The sequence below is a fragment of the Vibrio tetraodonis genome (assembly GCF_003350295.1).
Lineage (GTDB): Bacteria > Pseudomonadota > Gammaproteobacteria > Enterobacterales > Vibrionaceae > Vibrio > Vibrio tetraodonis.
In genome coordinates this window covers 24,257-44,580 of record NZ_QLYY01000014.1, presented here as the reverse complement: position 1 = coordinate 44,580, position 20,324 = coordinate 24,257, and the positions used below count along the sequence as shown (strand labels likewise).

The 20,324-nt window shown below is 41.0% G+C and carries 14 protein-coding genes; 8 read left to right on the top strand and 6 right to left on the bottom strand.

Annotation, left to right across the window (positions count from 1 at the left end; translation table 11 throughout):
- Window positions 1-39: 39 nt before the first annotated feature.
- Window positions 40-1,677, bottom strand: a complete 1,638-nt coding sequence (locus DPF90_RS10645; protein WP_114786323.1) for a methyl-accepting chemotaxis protein — start codon at window positions 1,675-1,677, stop codon at window positions 40-42.
- A gap of 318 nt (window positions 1,678-1,995) precedes the next feature.
- Here DPF90_RS10645 and DPF90_RS10635 point away from each other — a divergent pair, with 318 nt between their 5' ends.
- Window positions 1,996-2,991: a 2-hydroxyacid dehydrogenase gene (locus tag DPF90_RS10635; RefSeq protein ID WP_114786321.1), complete on the top strand. Its 996-nt coding sequence runs from the start codon at window positions 1,996-1,998 to the stop codon at window positions 2,989-2,991.
- Between the two features lie 47 nt (window positions 2,992-3,038).
- On the opposite strand, the gene DPF90_RS10630 is transcribed toward DPF90_RS10635, so the two are convergent.
- A complete protein-coding gene (locus tag DPF90_RS10630; RefSeq protein WP_114786320.1) occupies window positions 3,039-5,399 on the bottom strand; it encodes a Lon protease family protein in 2,361 nt (786 codons plus the stop codon).
- A 211-nt stretch (window positions 5,400-5,610) separates the two neighbouring features.
- Here DPF90_RS10630 and DPF90_RS10625 point away from each other — a divergent pair, with 211 nt between their 5' ends.
- Window positions 5,611-6,096 carry a hypothetical protein gene (locus DPF90_RS10625; protein ID WP_114786319.1) on the top strand — a complete coding sequence of 162 codons (486 nt, stop codon included), beginning with the start codon at window positions 5,611-5,613 and terminating at the stop codon, window positions 6,094-6,096.
- Window positions 6,097-6,120: 24 nt separating this feature from the next.
- Window positions 6,121-7,746, top strand: a complete 1,626-nt coding sequence (locus tag DPF90_RS10620; RefSeq protein ID WP_114786318.1) for an ABC transporter ATP-binding protein — start codon at window positions 6,121-6,123, stop codon at window positions 7,744-7,746.
- Window positions 7,747-7,799: 53 nt separating this feature from the next.
- On the opposite strand, the gene DPF90_RS10615 is transcribed toward DPF90_RS10620, so the two are convergent.
- Window positions 7,800-8,702 carry a LysR family transcriptional regulator gene (locus tag DPF90_RS10615; RefSeq protein ID WP_114786317.1) on the bottom strand — a complete coding sequence of 301 codons (903 nt, stop codon included), beginning with the start codon at window positions 8,700-8,702 and terminating at the stop codon, window positions 7,800-7,802.
- A gap of 157 nt (window positions 8,703-8,859) precedes the next feature.
- Here DPF90_RS10615 and DPF90_RS10610 point away from each other — a divergent pair, with 157 nt between their 5' ends.
- The 3 genes from DPF90_RS10610 to DPF90_RS10600 all read left to right on the top strand — a co-directional run bounded on the left by DPF90_RS10610 (window position 8,860) and on the right by DPF90_RS10600 (window position 12,715).
- On the top strand, window positions 8,860-10,551 hold the full coding sequence (locus DPF90_RS10610) for an L-lactate permease (protein ID WP_114786316.1): 1,692 nt from the start codon (window positions 8,860-8,862) through the stop codon (window positions 10,549-10,551).
- Window positions 10,552-10,607: 56 nt separating this feature from the next.
- Complete coding sequence (gene lldD, locus DPF90_RS10605) at window positions 10,608-11,744, top strand: FMN-dependent L-lactate dehydrogenase LldD (RefSeq protein ID WP_114786315.1); 1,137 nt, start codon at window positions 10,608-10,610, stop codon at window positions 11,742-11,744.
- Between the two features lie 182 nt (window positions 11,745-11,926).
- A complete protein-coding gene (locus DPF90_RS10600; RefSeq protein WP_114786314.1) occupies window positions 11,927-12,715 on the top strand; it encodes a PhzF family phenazine biosynthesis protein in 789 nt (262 codons plus the stop codon).
- Window positions 12,716-12,806: 91 nt separating this feature from the next.
- Here DPF90_RS10600 and DPF90_RS10595 read toward each other — a convergent pair whose 3' ends face one another.
- Entirely contained in the window at window positions 12,807-12,998 is a 192-nt protein-coding gene (locus DPF90_RS10595; RefSeq protein ID WP_114786313.1) for a hypothetical protein, read from the bottom strand.
- Between the two features lie 576 nt (window positions 12,999-13,574).
- Between DPF90_RS10595 and DPF90_RS10590 the strand changes: the two genes are divergently transcribed.
- Window positions 13,575-15,983 (top strand): hypothetical protein, encoded by a 2,409-nt coding sequence (locus DPF90_RS10590; RefSeq protein WP_114786312.1) that lies wholly within the window; start codon window positions 13,575-13,577, stop codon window positions 15,981-15,983.
- Between the two features lie 237 nt (window positions 15,984-16,220).
- Here DPF90_RS10590 and DPF90_RS10585 read toward each other — a convergent pair whose 3' ends face one another.
- Window positions 16,221-16,928 (bottom strand): tRNA-dependent cyclodipeptide synthase, encoded by a 708-nt coding sequence (locus DPF90_RS10585; RefSeq protein ID WP_162814022.1) that lies wholly within the window; start codon window positions 16,926-16,928, stop codon window positions 16,221-16,223.
- Window positions 16,929-17,363: 435 nt separating this feature from the next.
- Entirely contained in the window at window positions 17,364-18,326 is a 963-nt protein-coding gene (locus tag DPF90_RS10580; protein ID WP_114786310.1) for a S1 family peptidase, read from the bottom strand.
- A 406-nt stretch (window positions 18,327-18,732) separates the two neighbouring features.
- On the opposite strand from DPF90_RS10580, the gene DPF90_RS10575 reads away from it, so the two are divergent.
- Complete coding sequence (locus DPF90_RS10575; RefSeq protein ID WP_114786309.1) at window positions 18,733-20,226, top strand: lytic polysaccharide monooxygenase; 1,494 nt, start codon at window positions 18,733-18,735, stop codon at window positions 20,224-20,226.
- The last annotated feature ends 98 nt before the right edge of the window (window positions 20,227-20,324 follow it).

Below are 20,324 nucleotides of genomic sequence, written 5' to 3'. Positions count from 1 at the left end.
AACTAAGTCGATTCTACCACATCAGCTTAGGGCCTCAATCTAAGCAAGCTTAAAGCGATGAATCATAGAGATTAAATTATCGGACACACGATCAAGTTCAGTACTGGCACTTGCCATCTGAGCCGATTCTGCTGATACAGAAGATGCCATATCATTCAGGCTTACCATATTTCGGTTCATCTCATTAACAGTAAGTGTCTGTTCTTCAGCCGCCGTAGCAATGTGTTGGTTCATTTCCTCTATGGTGTGAACTTCTTGGTTAATCTTACTAATTGCTACTCCTGCTTGACTCGACAACTCAGAAGCATTGGTTGCTTTCTCTGTCCCATGGTCCATCACTTTGACAACATTCTCGGCGCCTAATTGAAGCTTCTCTACAATGTTTTGAATTTCAAGCGTTGATTCATGTGTTCTTAGCGACAAACTTCTCACTTCATCTGCAACTACAGCAAAACCACGACCTTGTTCCCCTGCCCTCGCTGCTTCAATGGCTGCATTGAGTGCCAATAGATTGGTTTGTTCAGCTACACCGCGAATCACTTCTAAAACGGTATCAACATTACGAGCATCGGATGCCAACTGCTGTACAACTTGACTGGCAGACTGTATTTCACCAGCAAGTTCATTAGCACCACCAACATTTTTATTGATGATCTCGTGACTATGGTTCGCTTCTTTTGCTGCCATACGACTTGCATCATTGGCTTCTACTGTTCGCGCCGCTACTTCCTCAACGGTTGCCAACATTTCAGTCATTGCGCTCGCTAATGTTTCGACATCGCTTTGCTGCTGGTTAAGACTGTGATCAATATGCAGTGCCGATCTAGATAGCTGACCTGCAGCACTAGATACTTCACTACCCGCATCACTGATATTGAGCATAATATTCTGAACTGATTGAACAAATTGGTTGAAGTAACGAGCCAAATCTACCAGTTCTCTACTGCCTTCCTCTTCTAAACGCTGAGTTAAGTCACCTTCACCTTTAGATAAAGTTTTCATTGCATTTACAGTACGATTGAGTGGTGTAGTAATGGTTTTAATAAAGAAACCTATCACCACCGACAATAAAATTAAAATACCTATAGCGTAACTGATTGAGGCTACCTCAGAACTCCGTGTATCCTCTTTTAAAGCAAGCATATTCATTCCAGAGCCAATCATCCAACTCCATGGTTGAAAAATGAGCGCATAGCTTGTTTTGAGATCTGCTGTGGTCGAATCAGGATTTTTCCAGTAGTAATCAACAAAACCACCGCCATTTTGAGCAAGTGTATACAGGTCCTGAACAAAGTAGCGTCCTGTACTATCTTGAAGCCCGATGATGTTCTTACCGATTAATGACTCAACGCCAGAAGCAAGTTGTAAACCTTCTCGACTAACGACAAAAACATAGTTGTTGCCATCAAATTTCATCGCCGATATTGTCTTTAACGTGCGAGATTGCGCCTCACTTTCTGAAATAAGGCCAGATTTATATTGTTGGTAGTTATGCTTTGCAACACCAGAAGCAGCCTCAACCAGTGTCGATACTCCACGTTCGTAGTTTTCTCGCATGTGTTCACGAGATTTATCAATATTAAGAACTGTGTTAGCCAGCAGCCCAATGGCAAATAGACCTAATATGGACCATGCCCGTGTCGCAATAGACACCTCGGATAGCTTCTTTGTGATCATGTTTATATACCCTAGCCAGAAAATAGATACTTTCAGCGCCTAGCTACAACACCCACCTAACCTAATGATAATTAAGCCAAGAGCTATTTATTTTGTCTCTAATAATTTAGCAGTAAATTATGATGTTGATGGAGAATTTGGGCGGAATTTATACGCGCCCGGGCTTAATAATAAAAATAACACTGCAACTATAAGTGTAAAAAAGGCTTTTATTGAGAATAAGGTTAACCTTTTATCGATAATAATTACTTTAACTTTTAATATTTTCGCGCTTCAATATGACTAGATTTTTCCTCATTGAAAACTTTAGAGGTCCATATGTTAGATGTCGCCCTATTCAGCGCTAAGTCGTATGACGAAGTGTCTTTCAACAGAGCCAACAAGCCATTTGGCTTTGAACTGCATTTTCATGATTTTCCGCTCACTAAAAAAACCGCAAAAATGGCTCATGGATGTAAAGTCGTTTGTGCTTTTGTAAACGACGACTTGTCTGCTCCAGTCTTAAATGAGTTGTCATTACAAGGTGTTCAACTCATCTCAATGCGATGTGCTGGCTTTGATCGAGTCGACTTAGAAACAGCTAAGAACCTCGGTATTCAAGTAGTCAGAGTACCAGCATACTCTCCTGAGTCGGTGGCCGAACACACCGTCGGCTTAATGATGTCCCTTAACCGACGTTTCCACAAAGCATATCAACGTACTCGCGATGCCAATTTTTCACTCGAAGGACTCGTTGGATTCAACTTCCACCAAAAAACGGTTGGGGTTATTGGGACTGGCAAAATAGGTATAGCTACAATGCGCATTCTTAAGGGGCTGGGAATGAATATACTCTGTTACGATCCTTTCGAAAACCCATTAGCACTAAAACTAGGCGCGACATATTGTAGTAAAGATGAAGTGTTTGAAAAAAGTGACGTCGTCACGCTTCATTGCCCTATGTCGGATGAAAACTACCACCTTTTAGATAAGACCGCTTTCGACAAAATGAAAGATGGCGTAATGATCATTAACACAAGTCGAGGCGGCTTATTAGATGCCGCAGCCGCTATTGAAGCTCTAAAAACGGGCAGAATCGGCGCACTCGGTTTGGATGTGTATGAGAATGAAAAAGACTTGTTTTTTCGGGATAAATCCAACGACATCATTGTTGATGATGTTTTTCGTCGCCTCTCAGCATGTCATAACGTTCTATTTACTGGCCATCAAGCCTTTCTCACCAATGAGGCTCTCGGCAATATTGCAGATACTACTTTAGGTAACATTGATGCTTTTCACCACAAACTTAAATCGGGAAATGAGTTGATAGACTGATCTTGTTGTGGGCTTTCTTACCGAAGGCCCACCACAAGCTAACCTAGTTATTTTCTTAAAGCGTTTAATTTCGCTTGGGCAATACCAAATATAGTATCGATTGGGTAACTACCTTCATCACTAGGCTCTCCAGCTGGCCTGCCCATGAACAGTTCAATGGCTTCTGTTACGTGATCAATCGCCCATATATGAAAATCACCACGTTCGACAGCTTTAACAACATCTGGCCTTAGCATCAGATTATGCATATTCGCCCTAGGAATAATCACCCCCTGATTATCGTTGCGACCTTTAATCCCACAAACATCATAAAAGCCTTCTATTTTTTCATTCACCCCCCCAATCGGCTGAGCTTGGCCAAACTGATTCATAGAACCTGTAATAGCAATGCTCTGGCAATTAGGTTGGCGTGAGAACGCAGATACTACTGCACAAAATTCGGCCATGCTCGCGCTATCGCCATCCACACCACCGTATGATTGCTCGAAAGTTATAGTGGTTTTAAGCGGTACTTTTGCGGTTTTGCCAAACACCGAAGAGAGGTAAGCTGTGAGTATCATAACCCCTTTTGAGTGGATACTTCCTCCCAAGTCGACGCTGCGTTCGATATCTATCACCTCACCGTCTCCATAGCATGTCGTCGCAGTGATTCGGTTAGGCGCTCCAAACATATATTCACTGGTGCTTAACACCGAAAGCGCATTGACTTGCCCTACTGAATGGCCGTGTGTCTGAAGTAGCGTGGTTCCGTTGATAAAACCTTCCATCACACTATCTTTTAAGCGGCTAACTCTAAGCTCCTGATTTGCCAGTGCTTCCTCAACATGACTCGCTCGAATCATATTCGAGTTTGCTTGGCGAGCGACATAATTTGACTCTCTGAGAAGATTAGCGATATTGGCTGAATGTAAAGATAACTTAGTCTGATCCCCAGATAATCGGCAACTATGTTCAATAATTCGCGCAATCGCCTTTTTATCACAATGCAGCATATTGTTATCGTTAACCACACTTGAGATAAAGCGAGCATATTGCAACTCAGATTCTGGACTGCGAACCATTTCGTCTTCAAAGTCGGCCGTCACACGGAATAACTCGCTAAACTCTGGATCATAGTGTTGCAGAAGTTGATAAGTACGATAATCACCAAATAAAATTATTTTCACATCAAGCGGTATAGCTTCGGGATCAAGTGACACTGTACCAGTCAAGGTGACTTCTTTTTCAAGTGACGTAAAGCTCAGTTTTCTCGCTCTCAGCGCTCGTTTTAGCCCGTCCCAAACATAAGGCTGCTCCAACACTTTCTGTGCATCCATCATCAACACACCGCCGTTCGCTTTATGCAAGCTACCTGGGCGGATCAGTGAAAAGTCCGTAAATACCGTTCCTTTAAACGTCGCCGTCTCGATATAACCGAATAAACTGTGATAATTCGGATTTTCTTCAACAACAATCGGAAAGTCATCTGTTTTACGGCTTACAAGAACGTTAACTTTGTAGCGTCTGGGAAGTTTTTTATCTAATGAGGCGGTTGCTACTTCTGCCTGCTCGCCACTCTGCTCAAGAAAAATATCGGCATTATCAACAATATCCTGTTGTAATTCGGTTAAATAGGTTTTAATTGTCGGATAGCCTGAGTAGTCTTTCTTCAACTGTTTTATAAAGTGAGTAATAACATCAAGAGTCACATCATCATTAAGTTTTTTGATTTTCTCACTGTAGGCTTCTTCCCACTCAGTAAGCTGGCGAACCATATCCCGCAACTTGATTTCAAGTTCATCGATGGTAGATCCAAAATACTCTTGTTCCTTTTTTGTTAGCTCCTCAAATGACTCTTCGGTATGCATTTCATCCCCATCCATAGCAACGAATTGATAGTCACCTTGGGTGGTTATGGTTAAGCTAATTCCCTTGGCTTTCGCATCTTTAGTGATGGCAGCTAGTTCAGCTTCTTGTTTTTGAGCCAACTGATTTTTTAGTTTGTCAGCACGACTGTAATAGAGCTCATTGTCGAAAGCTAAAGGCATGGCATTGACTAGCTTAGACATTAGCTTCTCAATGTCTTGCTTAAGTTGGCTACCAATACCTCTCGGTAATGCAAGTACTTTAGGCGTTCGAGTATCTTCAAAGTTAGCAACATAGCACCAATCATATAGCGCTTTTACATCATGTCGGTGACGGTTTAAATAGCGCAAAATCATGGTACGCTTGCCCAAGCCGTTTTGGCCAATAGCATAGATGTTGTAGCCCTTTTCTTTAATGGACATCGCAAACTCTACCGCTTTCTGCGCGCGCTCTTGGCCAACAATTTCATCAATAGGAGCCAGCTCTTTCGTCGACTTGCATGGCAGCATTGCTAGCTGCGCAGCGTGATACAGCTGACTTGATTCAAGCCTTTGAATTGCCATCTCTATTTTCCTTATCGTTATATTTTCGCTCTATAAGTTCCAAGTGTAGGCCAGTTTTATTTATATTTTAGTGACTTAGGTACGATCAGAGTTTAAGTGGTCAAATATCAACCAATAAGTTGCCGCACACAACTAAATGATAATTATTTGCAATGGATAATAAATTACATTTAAATAGTATCTGTTATAACTTTGGTGGAGTGAATCGAATATGGACTTACAACAGTGCTGGACTAATTATTTAAAAGCAGAGCAATTGTTGGAGCAAGGCCATTGGCCGGAAGCCCATAATTTATATGATCAGGTTCTTACTCACCTGCCCAGTCATATTCATAACGCCGTCAAAGACGAACAGACAAAACCCTGTCAATTTGGTTGCTTACTCAGAAGTTTGAGAGACTCAGCAATATCACAGTCAGAAATATTGAACAAAATGGGTCAATACCAAAGTGCATTTGACTTACTCAACCAAAGTTATGGATTGCTTCAGTTTATATCTATCGAACCCACAGAACTGATTGAAGCAACTCATTCAATATTAGACAAAAGTTGTAACGATCTTTTGTCCCATATGGGAGCATTTTGCAGTGCTCAAAGAAATGCGCAGTGGATGCTAGAGTTTGAGCATGTCCAAAAAGCGCACCATCATTTTTCCAGCTTGAAAAGCTATGGAAATGATTTGGAAAGCTTTCATTAAAAGATGAATTAAAAAGGAATTTAAATGTCACAGACACCGATTCTCGAGGTAAAAAACCTCTCCGTCAGTTTTACAACCAATGATGGTATTGTTGATGCAGTTAAGAATGTCAATTTCGAGTTATTCCAAGGAGAAACTCTCGCAATTGTCGGTGAGTCTGGAAGCGGAAAGTCCGTTTCAACCAATGCTGTAATGCAACTACTGCCTAAAAATGGCATTGTCGATAAAAAGTCGCAAATTTTGTTTGAAGGCCAACAATTATTAACATTACCAGAGAAAGCAATGCAAACCATACGTGGCGACCGTATTGGTATGATTTTTCAAGAACCCATGACATCACTTAACCCCTTTATGCGAGTAGGCATTCAAGTTGCTGAGGCTATTATGTGCCATCGCCCTGTCTCGCGCTCTCAAGCAAAACAAAAAGTATTGGAGCTATTTAATCTGGTTCACTTACCCAGCCCACAACAAGCATACAGTAAATACCCTCATGAGTTTTCCGGTGGCCAGCTGCAACGAATAATGATCGCCATGGCTCTTATCAATGAACCAGATATTCTAATCGCTGACGAACCAACCACAGCACTTGATGTCACCGTTCAGGCCGAAGTACTTAATCTAATCAAAGAGATCCAAGCGAAGATGGGTATGGCTATATTATTTATTACCCATGACCTCGGCGTAGTAAAACATTTGGCAGACAGAGTCATTGTCATGTGTAAAGGTGATGTTGTGGAAGAAGGCAAATGCAGTGAGCTGTTTGCCAACCCACAGCATGAATATACCGAGATGCTGATTAATTCGGTGCCTAAAGGCAGTAAAGATCCTATTGACCCCAGCGCCCCTCCACTGCTTAAAGCTGAAGATATCCGAGTTAAGTTTCTCATTAAAAGTCATTTTATTCCGAGTTATAATCAATATTTCGAGGCGGTTAAAGGTATATCTCTAGAGCTAAAACAAGGGGAAACGCTTGGTATCGTAGGTGAATCAGGATCAGGGAAATCAACTCTTGGTCGAGCGCTTATCGGGCTTCTACCTTCTACGGGTAATATTGCCTTCAAAGGCAACAATTTGGCAGAACTCTCTCATAAAGAAAGGTTTGCCCTCAAAAAAGACGTTCAGATGGTCTTTCAAGACCCCTATGGTTCATTGTCCCCTCGTATGACAGTAGGTGATATCATCACTGAAGGTTTAACAGTACACCAACCTCAACTCAGTCATTCGCAGCGCATGCAGCGGGCGCGTCAAGCTCTTGAAGAAGTTCGGTTAGATCCTCATTCCATTAACCGCTATCCACATGAGTTTTCAGGGGGTCAACGACAGCGTATCGCCATAGCGAGAGCGCTAATCTTAGAGCCTTCATTTATTTTGTTAGACGAGCCGACTTCCGCGCTAGACAGATCTGTCCAGCTCACTGTTATTGACTTACTAAAAGATATCCAGAAAAAGCACAACATTGGTTTTCTGTTCATTAGCCATGACCTAAGCGTGGTGAAAGCATTATCTGATCGTGTTTTAGTCATGCAAAAAGGCGAAGTGATGGAACAAGGAACCGCTGATGAGATCTTCCACTCTCCACAAAATGCGTACACCCAAAAGCTCATTGATGCTTCGTTTGATTTAGACGAAGAGGTTGTAGAAGCAGCCTAACGACAGAATGACTAAAAGCCGATGCTAGTTTGCATCGGCTTTTAGTACTTTCGTTATTTAAAGTAATGTTTGATTTCAAGATAGCGGGTACGAATATGCTCGATGAGCATCTTTACCTTTTTTGTAGGCTGGCGAGTAAAGGGATAAACAGCATAAATGCCTAAACGTTTTCCCACTAAGTCTGGGAAAATATCAATCAACTGACCATTTCCAAGATCGTGGTAAACTAAACATCGTGGGACATAAGCGATACCGTGCCCGCCAATCGCTGCTTTTCGCAGGGCTGTTGCGTTATCTGTGGAAAAATTACCCGATACTTTGACGATATAATTTCCCGAAAAGCCTTTAAATTCCCAGTCCGAAGCGCCAGTTGTCTGATAGGCATACTGTAAACAATTGTGCCCTGTAAGATCTTGAGGTTGGAGGGGTCTGCCATTGCGGGAAAGATAGGAGGGTGATGCGCACACCAGCCACTGTGAATCAAGAATATGGCGTGCAATCAAACTCGAATCCTCTAGGTACCCAGTTCGAATTACCAAGTCATAGCCACCATCGACCAAATCGACAAACCGATTATCTAGCGACATATCTATATTTAACTCGGGATACCAAGTACAGAATTCTGCCACTGCATCCGCTAATACTAAATCGCCAGAAATACATGGGACAGACATTTTGATCCTTCCACTCATACTTTCTCCAAAACCAGATACTGAATCCAGTGCCTCTTGAGCTGCTTGCTTCACATTTTTCGCACTATTATTCAGTGCCTTACCAGCTTCTGTTAGCGTTAATTTTCGAGTGGTTCGATAGAGAAGCTGAGTACCTACGTCTTGCTCTAACCGTGCAATTCTCTTGCTAACTACTGAATTTGTAAGGTTATTTACTTCAGCAACCTTACTAAAACTTCCTAATTCTGCCACCTGAGAGAAAAGAATAAGATCATCTGCTTTCATATCATTATGCAATTTTTGGAATCAATTTTTTTCATTATTTCTCTGTATCCATAGAAAATAAAGTATTAATTTCACTAAGAATTAACACAAAAATCACAATAAAAGAACCTAGGTGATTCACGGGAGTCCCAAGGCCTGTTTGTACGAGGATGTACTAATGAATGAAACAATACTGGCCTTGGTGGCCTTTTCACCGATAGCTGTGGCAGCTTTTCTATTGGTAGGTCTAAACTGGCCTGCAAAAAGAGCCATGCCTATCGCTTTCGCCCTGACGGTCGCCATTGCATTTTTTGTTTGGGATATGTCTACGTCTCGGATTCTCGCGTCGACACTGCAGGGAATAATCATCACAGTATCAGTTCTTTGGATTGTTTTTGGCGCAATATTTCTTCTCAACACTTTGAAGCATACAGGCGCTATATCGACCATTCGCTATGGCTTTACCAACATTTCTCCAGATCGACGAGTGCAGGCCATCATTATTGCATGGTGCTTTGGATGCTTTATCGAAGGAGCTTCAGGATTTGGGACACCAGCCGCGATTGCTGCTCCCCTTCTCGTAGCGATTGGCTTTCCCGCGTTAGCCGCTGTATTAATGGGTATGATGATCCAATCAACTCCGGTTTCGTTTGGTGCTGTAGGCACCCCGATAATAGTAGGCATCAACAAAGGACTAGATAGCCATAACATAAGCCAGTCATTAGTAAATAACGGTTCGAGTTGGGAGATCTACCTGCAGCAGATCACGGCAAGTGTATCTATCATCCATGCTTGTGTAGGTACGCTCATCCCGGTACTAATGGCTGTTATGCTCACACGATTCTTCGGCAAAAATAAAAGCTGGACTGAAGGCCTAGATATTGTTCCATTTGCTCTATTTGCAGGCATATCTTTTACTTTACCTTACGCACTAACTGGGGTATTTCTCGGACCAGAGTTCCCTTCACTCATCGGTGGGCTAACAGGCTTATCCGTTGTCGTCTTTGCCGCCAAAAGAGGTTTTTTAGTCCCTCGAACAACATGGGATTTTGAAGATGAGTCCCAGTGGCCTAAAGAATGGTTGGGTGCACTAAAAATCGAGCTCAATACGACACAAAGTAAGCCAATGAGCATGTGGTTAGCATGGTTTCCGTATGTCTTGCTCGCTCTCGCTTTAGTATCAAGTCGTGTTAGTAGCGATGTAAAGTCTGTGCTGATGGGTATCAACTTGTCCTTTGAAAATATATTCAATTACGCTGATATTAATGCGGCAATTCAGCCTCTCTATTTGCCGGGTGGGATTTTAGTTTTTGTCGCCTTTGTCGCGGTATTATTACAATCTGGTAGCGTTAAGCCGCTAGTCAAAGCTTGTGGCGAATCAAGCCAAGCATTAGTCGGCGCTGGTTTTGTCTTGATGTTCACGATACCCATGGTAAGAATTTTTGTTAACTCAGGCATCAATGGAGCAGACTTAGCTAGCATGCCAATTACAACGGCTAACTTTACGGCGGGCTTAGTCGGTGAAGCCTTTCCTGCACTGAGTGCTTCTATTGGTGCTCTAGGTGCTTTTATCGCGGGCTCAAATACTGTTTCTAATATGATGTTTGGCCAGTTTCAGTTTGAAGTTGCAAGAACCTTATCCATATCAAGCGTTATCGTCGTCGCTTTGCAAGCCGTCGGGGCTGCGGCTGGCAATATGATAGCGATCCATAATGTTGTTGCTGCCTCTGCAACTGTGGGTTTACTGGGACGAGAAGGCGCTACACTTCGTAAGACTATTCTGCCAACACTCTATTATGTCATTGTCACTGGCATCATTGGTCTCATCGCAATATATGGATTTGGTATGACGGACGCACTCATGATGTAACGCCAAATTCACCAGATATGTTCTTTACCTGATACTTAACCTTAGGAATGCTACTAATGATCATTTCATCTACCTCTGACTATCGCAAAGCAGCACAAGCCAAGTTGCCACCGTTTTTGTTTCATTACATAGATGGTGGTTCATACAACGAACATACATTAAGGCGCAATTGTGAGGACTTATCATCGATAGCACTCAAGCAGAGAGTGCTAAAAAACATGTCTGATATTGATATAACCACAAAAGTGTTTGGAGAAAGCTTTGCTCTACCTATCGCCCTATCTCCTGTTGGCTTAACTGGTATGTATTCTAAACGCGGTGAAGTTCAAGCGGCATTGGCAGCAGAGCAAAAAGGTATTCCTTTTACCATGTCAACGGTTTCAGTATGCCCTATTGAAGAAGTGGCTCCAAAGCTTAAAAGGCCCATGTGGTTTCAGCTCTATGTACTAAAAGATCGTGGTTTTATGCGAAATGTTCTTGAACGCGCCAAGGAAGCTGGGGTGAGCACACTGGTCTTTACTGTCGATATGCCAGTTCCAGGAGCGCGCTATCGCGATCTACATTCTGGTATGAGTGGACCAAATGCAGCGATGCGACGAGTTTTTCAAGCGATGCGTCACCCTGACTGGGCGTTTAACGTCGGCGTATTCGGGAAGCCTCATGATCTTGGGAATATCTCTACCTACCGTGGAAAGCCCACAAAACTCGAAGACTATATCGGATGGCTAGGAGAAAACTTTGACCCCTCTATTTGTTGGAAAGATCTAGAGTGGATTAGAGACTTCTGGGATGGTCCTATGATCATAAAAGGTATTTTAGACCAACAAGATGCGAAAGATGCGGTTAGTTTTGGTGCTGATGGTATTGTTGTCTCCAACCATGGTGGGCGCCAGCTTGATGGCGTTCTATCATCTGCTAAAGCACTGCCTTACATTGCCGATGCTGTCAAAGGAGATTTAAAAATATTCGTCGATTCGGGGATACGTTCCGGACTTGATGTAGTTAGAATGCTCGCCTTGGGTGCCGATTGTGCAATGTTGGGTCGTTCCTATATTTATGCGCTCGCCGCTCATGGCAGAGCAGGAGTTGAGAATCTGCTCGACCTTTATGAGAAAGAAATGAGGGTTGCTATGACCTTAACTGGCGCAACCGACATCAGTCAGCTAAATCACGACTCATTAATGCACATCTAGCGCCCAGCCACCACACAACTTAGGTTGAGACGGTGACTCTCAGCCTTTCTCTAGATAATCACAATGTAACCAAAGTACTACTTTGGGCAAAGGTGATCACACAAGTAAGATGTAATGCATTACAAACTTATCTAGGGTACCTATGATGCTTGTGACAAACTGAAAGACACAAGGAATTTGGTATGGAACTCGAAATGTTCGTCTGCGATGCATTCACCACTCAACGCTTTGAAGGCAATGCCGCAGCAGTCGTTCCTGTATGCGAATGGCTGTGTGACGACATCATGCAAAGTATTGCTTCTGAGAATAATCTATCTGAAACCGCGTTTATCAAACCAACCGGAGCTAACCAATATGCTATCCGTTGGTTTTCACCAAGCTCTGAAGTCGACTTCTGCGGCCACGCAACACTCGCCGCTGCTTTCTGCCTTTACCAGTTCTATGATGTAGAGGGGAAAATTTCATTTGATACCCTTCATGTCAGCACCTTAAATGTAGAGAAAGATCTCTCTGGACGGATTCTAATGACGTTTCCTAATAGGTTGCCAATTGAATCCGAATGCCCAGCTGAGGTATTTGAATCACTGACTACTCACCCGACAAAAGTACTCAAAACGCCCCAAGCTTATTTTGCCGTTTTTGATAATGAAGAGCAGGTAAAACAGGTAAAAGTGCGCCGAGAGTACTTGGAGAAACTTGCTCCTTATGATCTTATCGTTACAGCGAAAGGTCAGGATCACGACTTTGTATCTCGCTACTTTTGGCCTGATGTTGGTGACTGCGAGGACCCAGTTACTGGCTCAGCTCATTCGTCACTTGCCCCTTATTGGGCATCTCAACTAAACAAAAATAACTTAAAAGGTTACCAAGCTTCAAAACGCGGGGGAACCGTCTACTGCCATGTTGATGATGACAATGTTATTGTATCGGGCCATGCCATGTTGTACTCAAAAAGTAAGATTTACATTTAAAAACACACCTTCACTCACAGAGTATGGGAAAAACCAGAGAGGTGGCACACTCTCTGGTTTTATTAACAGCATCATCAAAATCATATTGTCGCTAGTTATCATCCAAGCTTTCAAAAGATTCATCATCAGCCCGATGATAAATATGAGCCTTGCGCTGCTCTATAAGCACTATCGCAGATAATGGACTTACTGAGTGGACTTCCCCTTTGCAAAAAGAGATAGGTTGTTTCCAAGTGCCATCCTTGTACTCACCTGATGCATCAAATTGGATAAGAACATTCATACGCACCTCCAAACCACATTGAGCATACTAAAAGTCTAGCCCCTAAATGGGTATTTTATTAGTCATGAGTTGCTTAAAAATAAACAAGATGCATATAAAAAATGTTCGTCTAATTATAAGGTTTTAAAAAATAGCTAGCAAAACTAGATAGCACATAAGTGACCAAAGAATTTTATCATTACTAAATAAAAACTTAATTCATTATAATAAATTAAATATAAAGAAGATTAATAAAAAATACACTTTACAAGACAGAATTATCCCAAAAGACAATAATAACACTTCACATTTTAAATAATATTAATAAATTAACAAATAAGTGAAAATATCTTAAGTTTATATTTTAAAAAATAACACTAAACCTAATGATTTAATCAGATCAAAAATTAAATCTATTTTAAAATCAATAAATTAAAACAATACGAGAAGTTAAATTATAAGATTCACTTTAATAAATTGAGGCTTGGGTCATATTTCACACATATAACAATTTATTTTTTAATCAATCTATTATTTATTTTAAAGCTTGAACACGTTTATATAGATTTTATTTGCTGCCAAATAGAGGTAAATTTAATGAATAAGAAGAAAATAATACTTTGCCTATCTGCATTATATTCAACTAGCTCACTGGCCGTGATTGATATCACTCCGAGTCATGTTGAAGTCCAAGGTGAGCAGTGTGAGAGTGGTTATCGATTTCTCAAACCAGCCGAAGCCAGAAAACTATCAGCCGAGCTTTACAACCAAGGTAAGATCGATATGTGGGGAAGGTATTTTCTAGACAATGGAAAAACACTAGCGATAACCCGAGATAACAGCATTAACACTGTCCATGACGCTTTTGAGTATCTCTCTAATATCGAAGACAACGACCCAAATATTCCAACCGGGCAAAGCCTTTGTACCAAAAAAAGTGGGCATTTCTATGCCATTGATACAAGTAGTGAAACCAAATATCAAAAAATTATTTACAATGAGTTAGCTATTGATCAAGAGCTGAGAGACGGCGTACTACATACTGCAACGACAGACCAAGTATCAGAAACAAAGTATGGTGATAACCTGATTAGCCGCATTAGAATGCTAGTAAAAGTCGATGTGGATAACAGCGCAAGCTTTATGATCAGAGCCGTAGGTGAGGAGTCAACGCCAGATTCACAAGTCTCCAAAGACCGAGATGGGCACTTTGGATATGTAGGCCTTACTGGAAAAATCAACGGCAATCTTCTTAAAATGCGATACAACGGTACAGGAGACCGAGCACTGGGCCCTACTCCACCTCTTCTAGATTCTTATCTTTTTACACCTGGCTCAGGTAATCCTCTGATGAAATACTGGGAATTTAAGCTCAACCTTGAAGAAAGTATTGAAGACGGGTATGTACTTGCAACCCTTAATATTTTTTCGGATAAAGCTCAAAAACAGCTGATTGAAAAAACCAATGTCTCTTTAGAACTCAATGATGCTGACTATTTTCCAGAAACTGGCGTGACCGTTGTTGGTAACTCTCTTATCAGTAGCCCTATCCACTTTAGAACTGATGATTATTCGCAAAATCAGTGGTCTTCATATCACCTTCTTTACAGCACAAGCTCAAAAGCAGTTGAGGACCAGTTTTTTAGTGGAAAACATATCACTGCTGCTTCTGGTTCGACACAAGGAGATAGATACGCCAACGATGCAGAAAACCTCGTTTTAGCTCAGCAGACGGCGATACCCTTGGAGCTACCCACTGCACATCGACGTCAAAAGAGGTGTGTGGAGGATTTCATTCAGTCACTACAAAGTCTAGGGGCTTGGGCATTTGCTAGATTGCTGGGAGAGCCTAGCATCTGTGGTGTACAAAACCATCAACCGTTCGCCAATGTTCCTCCTCTTATCGTTGATGAACCTCAACCTACTGGCAATAACAATAATATCGTTTACGAAGTGATAGAGACTCAGCCACACAACGATAATCCGGATGCGTTTAACACGGCAATGAATGTATTAGCTTGTGATGACAATGTAAACACGGATGCCGATGAAGGAACATGCACCATAGAACAAAGTGAAGCAATAAACCTTATGGGGGATCTTACCCGTGATCAGCTAGGCGCTGTCATTAATGATGTCCAAGAGCATCTTAATCTTGCAGCGCAAGGAGCAGGCCCTGCGCTATCAGTTGACACTGGCAATCAGCACCTCAACGACTTTATCAATCACAACCCTGAAGCGGCTATAGACCTGTTAAATAGCGCTATGTTAGTTGCCAATGCATCAAATGTGAAACCCGATAAACTTGTTTCACGAAGGAATAAAAAAGGCAAGAAGCGTAATGAAAATGTTCTGACCGGCTCTTGTGCCAACAACGATCCAGAAGTCAAAGACGACGATGGGTTCCAATGTGTACAAAACATACGCAGGAGAGCAAATAGAAGGCCGATAGACACTGTCGTTAGCTTGCCTCCCCTTTTGCAAACTGGTGGAGACTATTACACTAGAAATTCCGCAAACTTCAATACCATAGTAAGAGCATTTACCAATAGTGGTGTAAGCTCACGTATGACATACAATGAAGTAGCCAACAACACTTGGGCAATTGCCTATGATGGAGCCGCTCCGGGTAATAATCGCAGATTTGTGGTTTTGTCTGATGCAAATAATGGACGGCGTGAAAGGTTTGGCTTCGGGCTAGAACATATATGGACCAACAGAGATGGTGGTCACCAAAGAGATTTCATGCAACATGGTTTTCACAACCGAGAGATGCTAGCACGCATGATTATGGCAGCCTTAACCAGTGTTGACGGTAACCCTAGAATTACAACCAGAACAGGCGAAGGCGGTCAACGCAGAGTGTATGCAGCCGTCACTTTTGTTTATGGTCGTTATCATTATCTGTTCACCAATGTCGCCATTGTAGTAGGCAGTGACGGTTATGTGATTACCGCTTTCCCAACCAGAGATTCTCGGCTTTCCACACTAGAAGATGAGTTGTAACCATTAAGTAATAATCAACATCAAACCGCCACGCAAAAGCTGGCGGTTTTTATATAATCTTCAATCCATCTAAAAACATTTAAAAGGCTATTAATCAATACTAGAAAATGAAATTTTCTCGTTGCTGAGAGTTATTAGTCCATATAGTTTTCTCTATACTTGCGTTATCTATTAATATTAGACAGCAGCCTTTATATAAGTGACAATCAAGACAATAATCGAGTCTACTAGCATCAGCTATTCAAGTTGATATTGAACCAAAGAAAGATGGCTTTTAATGCTTGGATAGATCTCCTCCAGATAAGGAATTCCATCTTGCCAAAGTTGATGATAAGAGATAGTAGTATGTTCACCAATAACATTAGGCATTGAAGCAAATAGAGCTAACTCTTTAAGGTAATACATAACAGCCTGATTGATGTCGAGCTTTATGAGGGTTCTATGCTTTGCTTTAGACTCTATGTATCTATTTGAAACTGCTTCGATGCACGTTCTAAATGAATGATTGGCGTGATAATGGGTCAATATTTTATCAACACTTCTTTGATATGATTGGCTTTCTTCTATGTCTTTCTGCCAGTCTAATACATGGAAATTATCTAAATTAAGTTCTTTTGTTAGAAGACTGGTTACATGTGTCAAACGATTCTCCAAACGACGAGACTCATCTCCGGCTTTTTTAATTGCTAACTCCTCAGAGTAACCCATTCCACGAAAGTTATGAACGTGGATAACATCAGGGATTATGATAAGCAGCTTTGGTACTAGACTACACAGTCCCTTAACCAAACTCAGTATATTTTCTTTCGAGTAGAAGCCATTACCTGGGCTTAGACCGACAACCATAGGTTGATGCTCAAGTTTTTTTAATCCGGATTGGTAATATTCTATATGATTATTTTGAACAATAATCACCTCTTTTTGTGATAAATAAAAATCAGTCACACAAACCCTCTCTTGAAAGCCAATATCAATCAATGCTTTACATATCATAATAGCTAGGTTTTTACTAGGTGCTAAATTTATTATTCTTTTTATCACATCATAAAACGAACAAGAGTATACGGTAATACTAACAACCTCGGTTTCAACTTATGCATTGCAAAAGGAGATGAATTTATTGACAGATTAATTACTATATTGAGTCACCAGTTTGAACATCTTTCTGCTAATAGTTTTTGAGTTATGACCTTATTCAATGAAGGTTTAATTGTTTAAAATGCTATGCGAGAATACACCTAAATGTATTTATATAAAAATCTACTTTTACAGTATAAAATTCAAACAACAATGAAACCATCATGATTATGAGGACACACTCCTATAACACATAATATGCTCAGAAGTGTGTCTCCAAAACTCCTTGGAATGACTTATCAATTAATTGTTAGGAAATACAATTGCTCTGTCCACACGGGTCTGAATATCTTTCATGGTTTCCATAATCCAGTTTAAAGCTCCCTCACGTTCGAAGCCTTCATAAAAAGTTGCCACATTATGTCGTGCCGAATAAATGTTCGTAACCGTACTGGCTACACCATAAATTTTGCCTTCAAATATAAGAGGACTTCCGCCATCACCTCGAGTAGCTCCGTACTTGGTGACAAAACCACTACTTTCATCTAGTGAATACTGAGGATGAGAGGGTGGCAGAGATGGGTTCTCGACACTAATAGTGTACTGTGTCTGACTTATCGGCTCTCTTCGGTTTTCAAAAGCCCACTCTAGGAAACCACATCTAGCCTCATCCCCCTTTATACTTGGCTGGTTGTAATAAATGTTCGAGTAATGAGGTGAATTTGGACACTCGGAGAAATAAGCCTCTATATAATAAGCCTTAGAGTTCTCTTTGGCGGCTACTTTCGCAGGGATGGGCATTTTTTTTAATTGACCGGAAGAATACCCCAGAGGATATACATCCGCACCTAATGGGATTTTTCTTTCAGCAACTGGGAGAGGCTCAACATTATCAGGGGTGCCTTCAAGTTCCAAAATAGCGATGTCGTAGTACTGACCTGGCTCGTCAAAAGTGTATAAATCATTAGCAAAGTAATGCTTAACTACCTTTTTACTCTCACCGTTTACAGTTCCATCATTATTCGCAGAGTATAGAAAATGAGCGTCCATGTTATCGACAGCGCAGTATGCAGCGGTTAAAACAGTATTTGGAGCAATAAGCGCCCCACTACACGTAGTTCCACCAGAGGCAGTAGATAAAAACACCATATAAGATTCGTCTTGAGGGCTTACTTCTACTCCATTATAAACTGCGTAAACCTGAGAAGAATAAATTGTGATACTAGCAGCGATTGGAATAATGCACGACAATATATTTTTTTTCATAGTTATTCCTTTTAATTATTTAAGTATGTGAATCAAAAGAGCGATGTTTTTAAAAATCACTCTTCACTTAAAATATATAATTTAGTTATTTAAGTAAATTAACCTTTACTTAATTAACTATTAATTAAAAATAAAAAGTAAAACTTCGTTGAAAAATTCAACAAGAAGACCAAGAGTTAAAACAAAAAATTTTTTAAATCATAAACTTAAGATGGAAAGAAAAATTTACGTCAAGTTTGTAATTATTTTATCATTTGCGATATCAATTCATAGAAATAATAAAGAAACTTTTAAAAATAAAAAACTCAATTACCTTTTATCCGCTTTTTAAAAAGTAAATACCATCTGTTTTAAGGTCTTAAAACATAGATGTTTGATTAATAATTTTTTAATAGGATAGAAGAAAGTGAGATCTAATAGAAATATTTTGAGGCTTACAATAGGCGCCTCTTTGTTATCTAGTTTACCAATTCATGTCTCTGCTCATGGTTGGTCTGAGTTTCCAAAAGCTCGGCAAGCCATCTGTTATGAACAAGGAGGATTATGGTCCGGTAGCCCGCCCAACGCAGCTTGTGCAAACGCTAAGGAACTTTCTGGTCAATATCAGTTCGTTCAAAGACATGAATACTCAAAAAACGTCATAGACTATAGAAACGCTAATGAGGTCAGACGGCTTATTCCTAATGGCACATTGTGCTACGCAAATGACAAACACAAAAGTGGTATAGGAGCCCCACACCCAGCTTGGGAAAGGACTAAAATAAATGCTGGCACGTTCGAGTACGTATTTCACGCAACAGTAGCTCACAATCCTTCCTTTTGGGAGTTCTACCTTACCAAGCCAAACGCAGATCTTTCTAAGCGCCTCGCTTGGGAGGATCTCGAGTTAATACATACTGAGGGAAATATAGCCGCCGAAAACTATGAAAACGATAGTAGACACAAGAAATATCGCACCAATGTCACTATTCCATCGGGTCGTTCCGGTGACGCCATACTCTTTGTGCGCTGGCAACGTATTGATAATGGCGGTGAAGGGTTTTATAACTGCTCGGATATTACCATTAAAAATGGCGGTGCAACCACACCTACTAATGAACATGCCCCAAATCCGGATTTAAACCGTATTGCTTCTTTTATCCCAGATGGTTTCCAGGCACCAGAAATTGGAGATACTGTAAAATACGACATCCTTGATAAAGATGGTAAAGTGGCTCGCAGCTTTGATATTAGTGTGAACTCCGCCAATATAAACGCTTGGGACCGCCTTCTTGCTGCTGAAATCAACGGTTGGCATGATATCAACCAAAAGGGCTCTATTTTTATAGGCGATTGGCATGATGAAATGCAACATTACATGTTCTTTCAAAATGACTCTTCACTTAACTTCTTCAACGCTAAAGACAACCAAACTTCTGGCCGAATGACGGTCTCTCGAAGTAACAACGACAGCAGCCCATCATTAACTGGGCAACTTTATGAACTATCGAAAAGTGACAACGTCGTCAATGCTGGTGACAAAATGGTAATAGTTATGGACGAAGCTGCGAAGTTAAGTCAAACTCAAGGCACTCCTGTCCGAATAGAAAATAGTGGTTCATCTTCGATTATTATCAATACCGATTCTATCACCCAAAATGAAACCTTGATTTTCTCAGCCACCAGCCCACAGAGTAATAGCGGCAAAACTTTCACCTTTGAAGTCATTTCCAGTGAGGCTACTTTGCAACAAACGGTAACTTCAGGTGATGCTTGGAACTCATCAAAAACGTATCTAGGCGGTGAAGTCGTGACTTTTGCAAACCAAAGTTGGCAAGCTCAGTGGTGGGTTCAAGGAGGAGAAGATCCAAAATCCACCTACAACGGCAATATTTGGGGAGCGTGGAGGCCCACTAACTAACTTCTAACAAACAACATCATTCAATAAGCCACGGAATGACTACTCATATCGTGGCTTTACTCACTGTTGTTCAGTTCCGAAAGTTTAGAACCATTCAA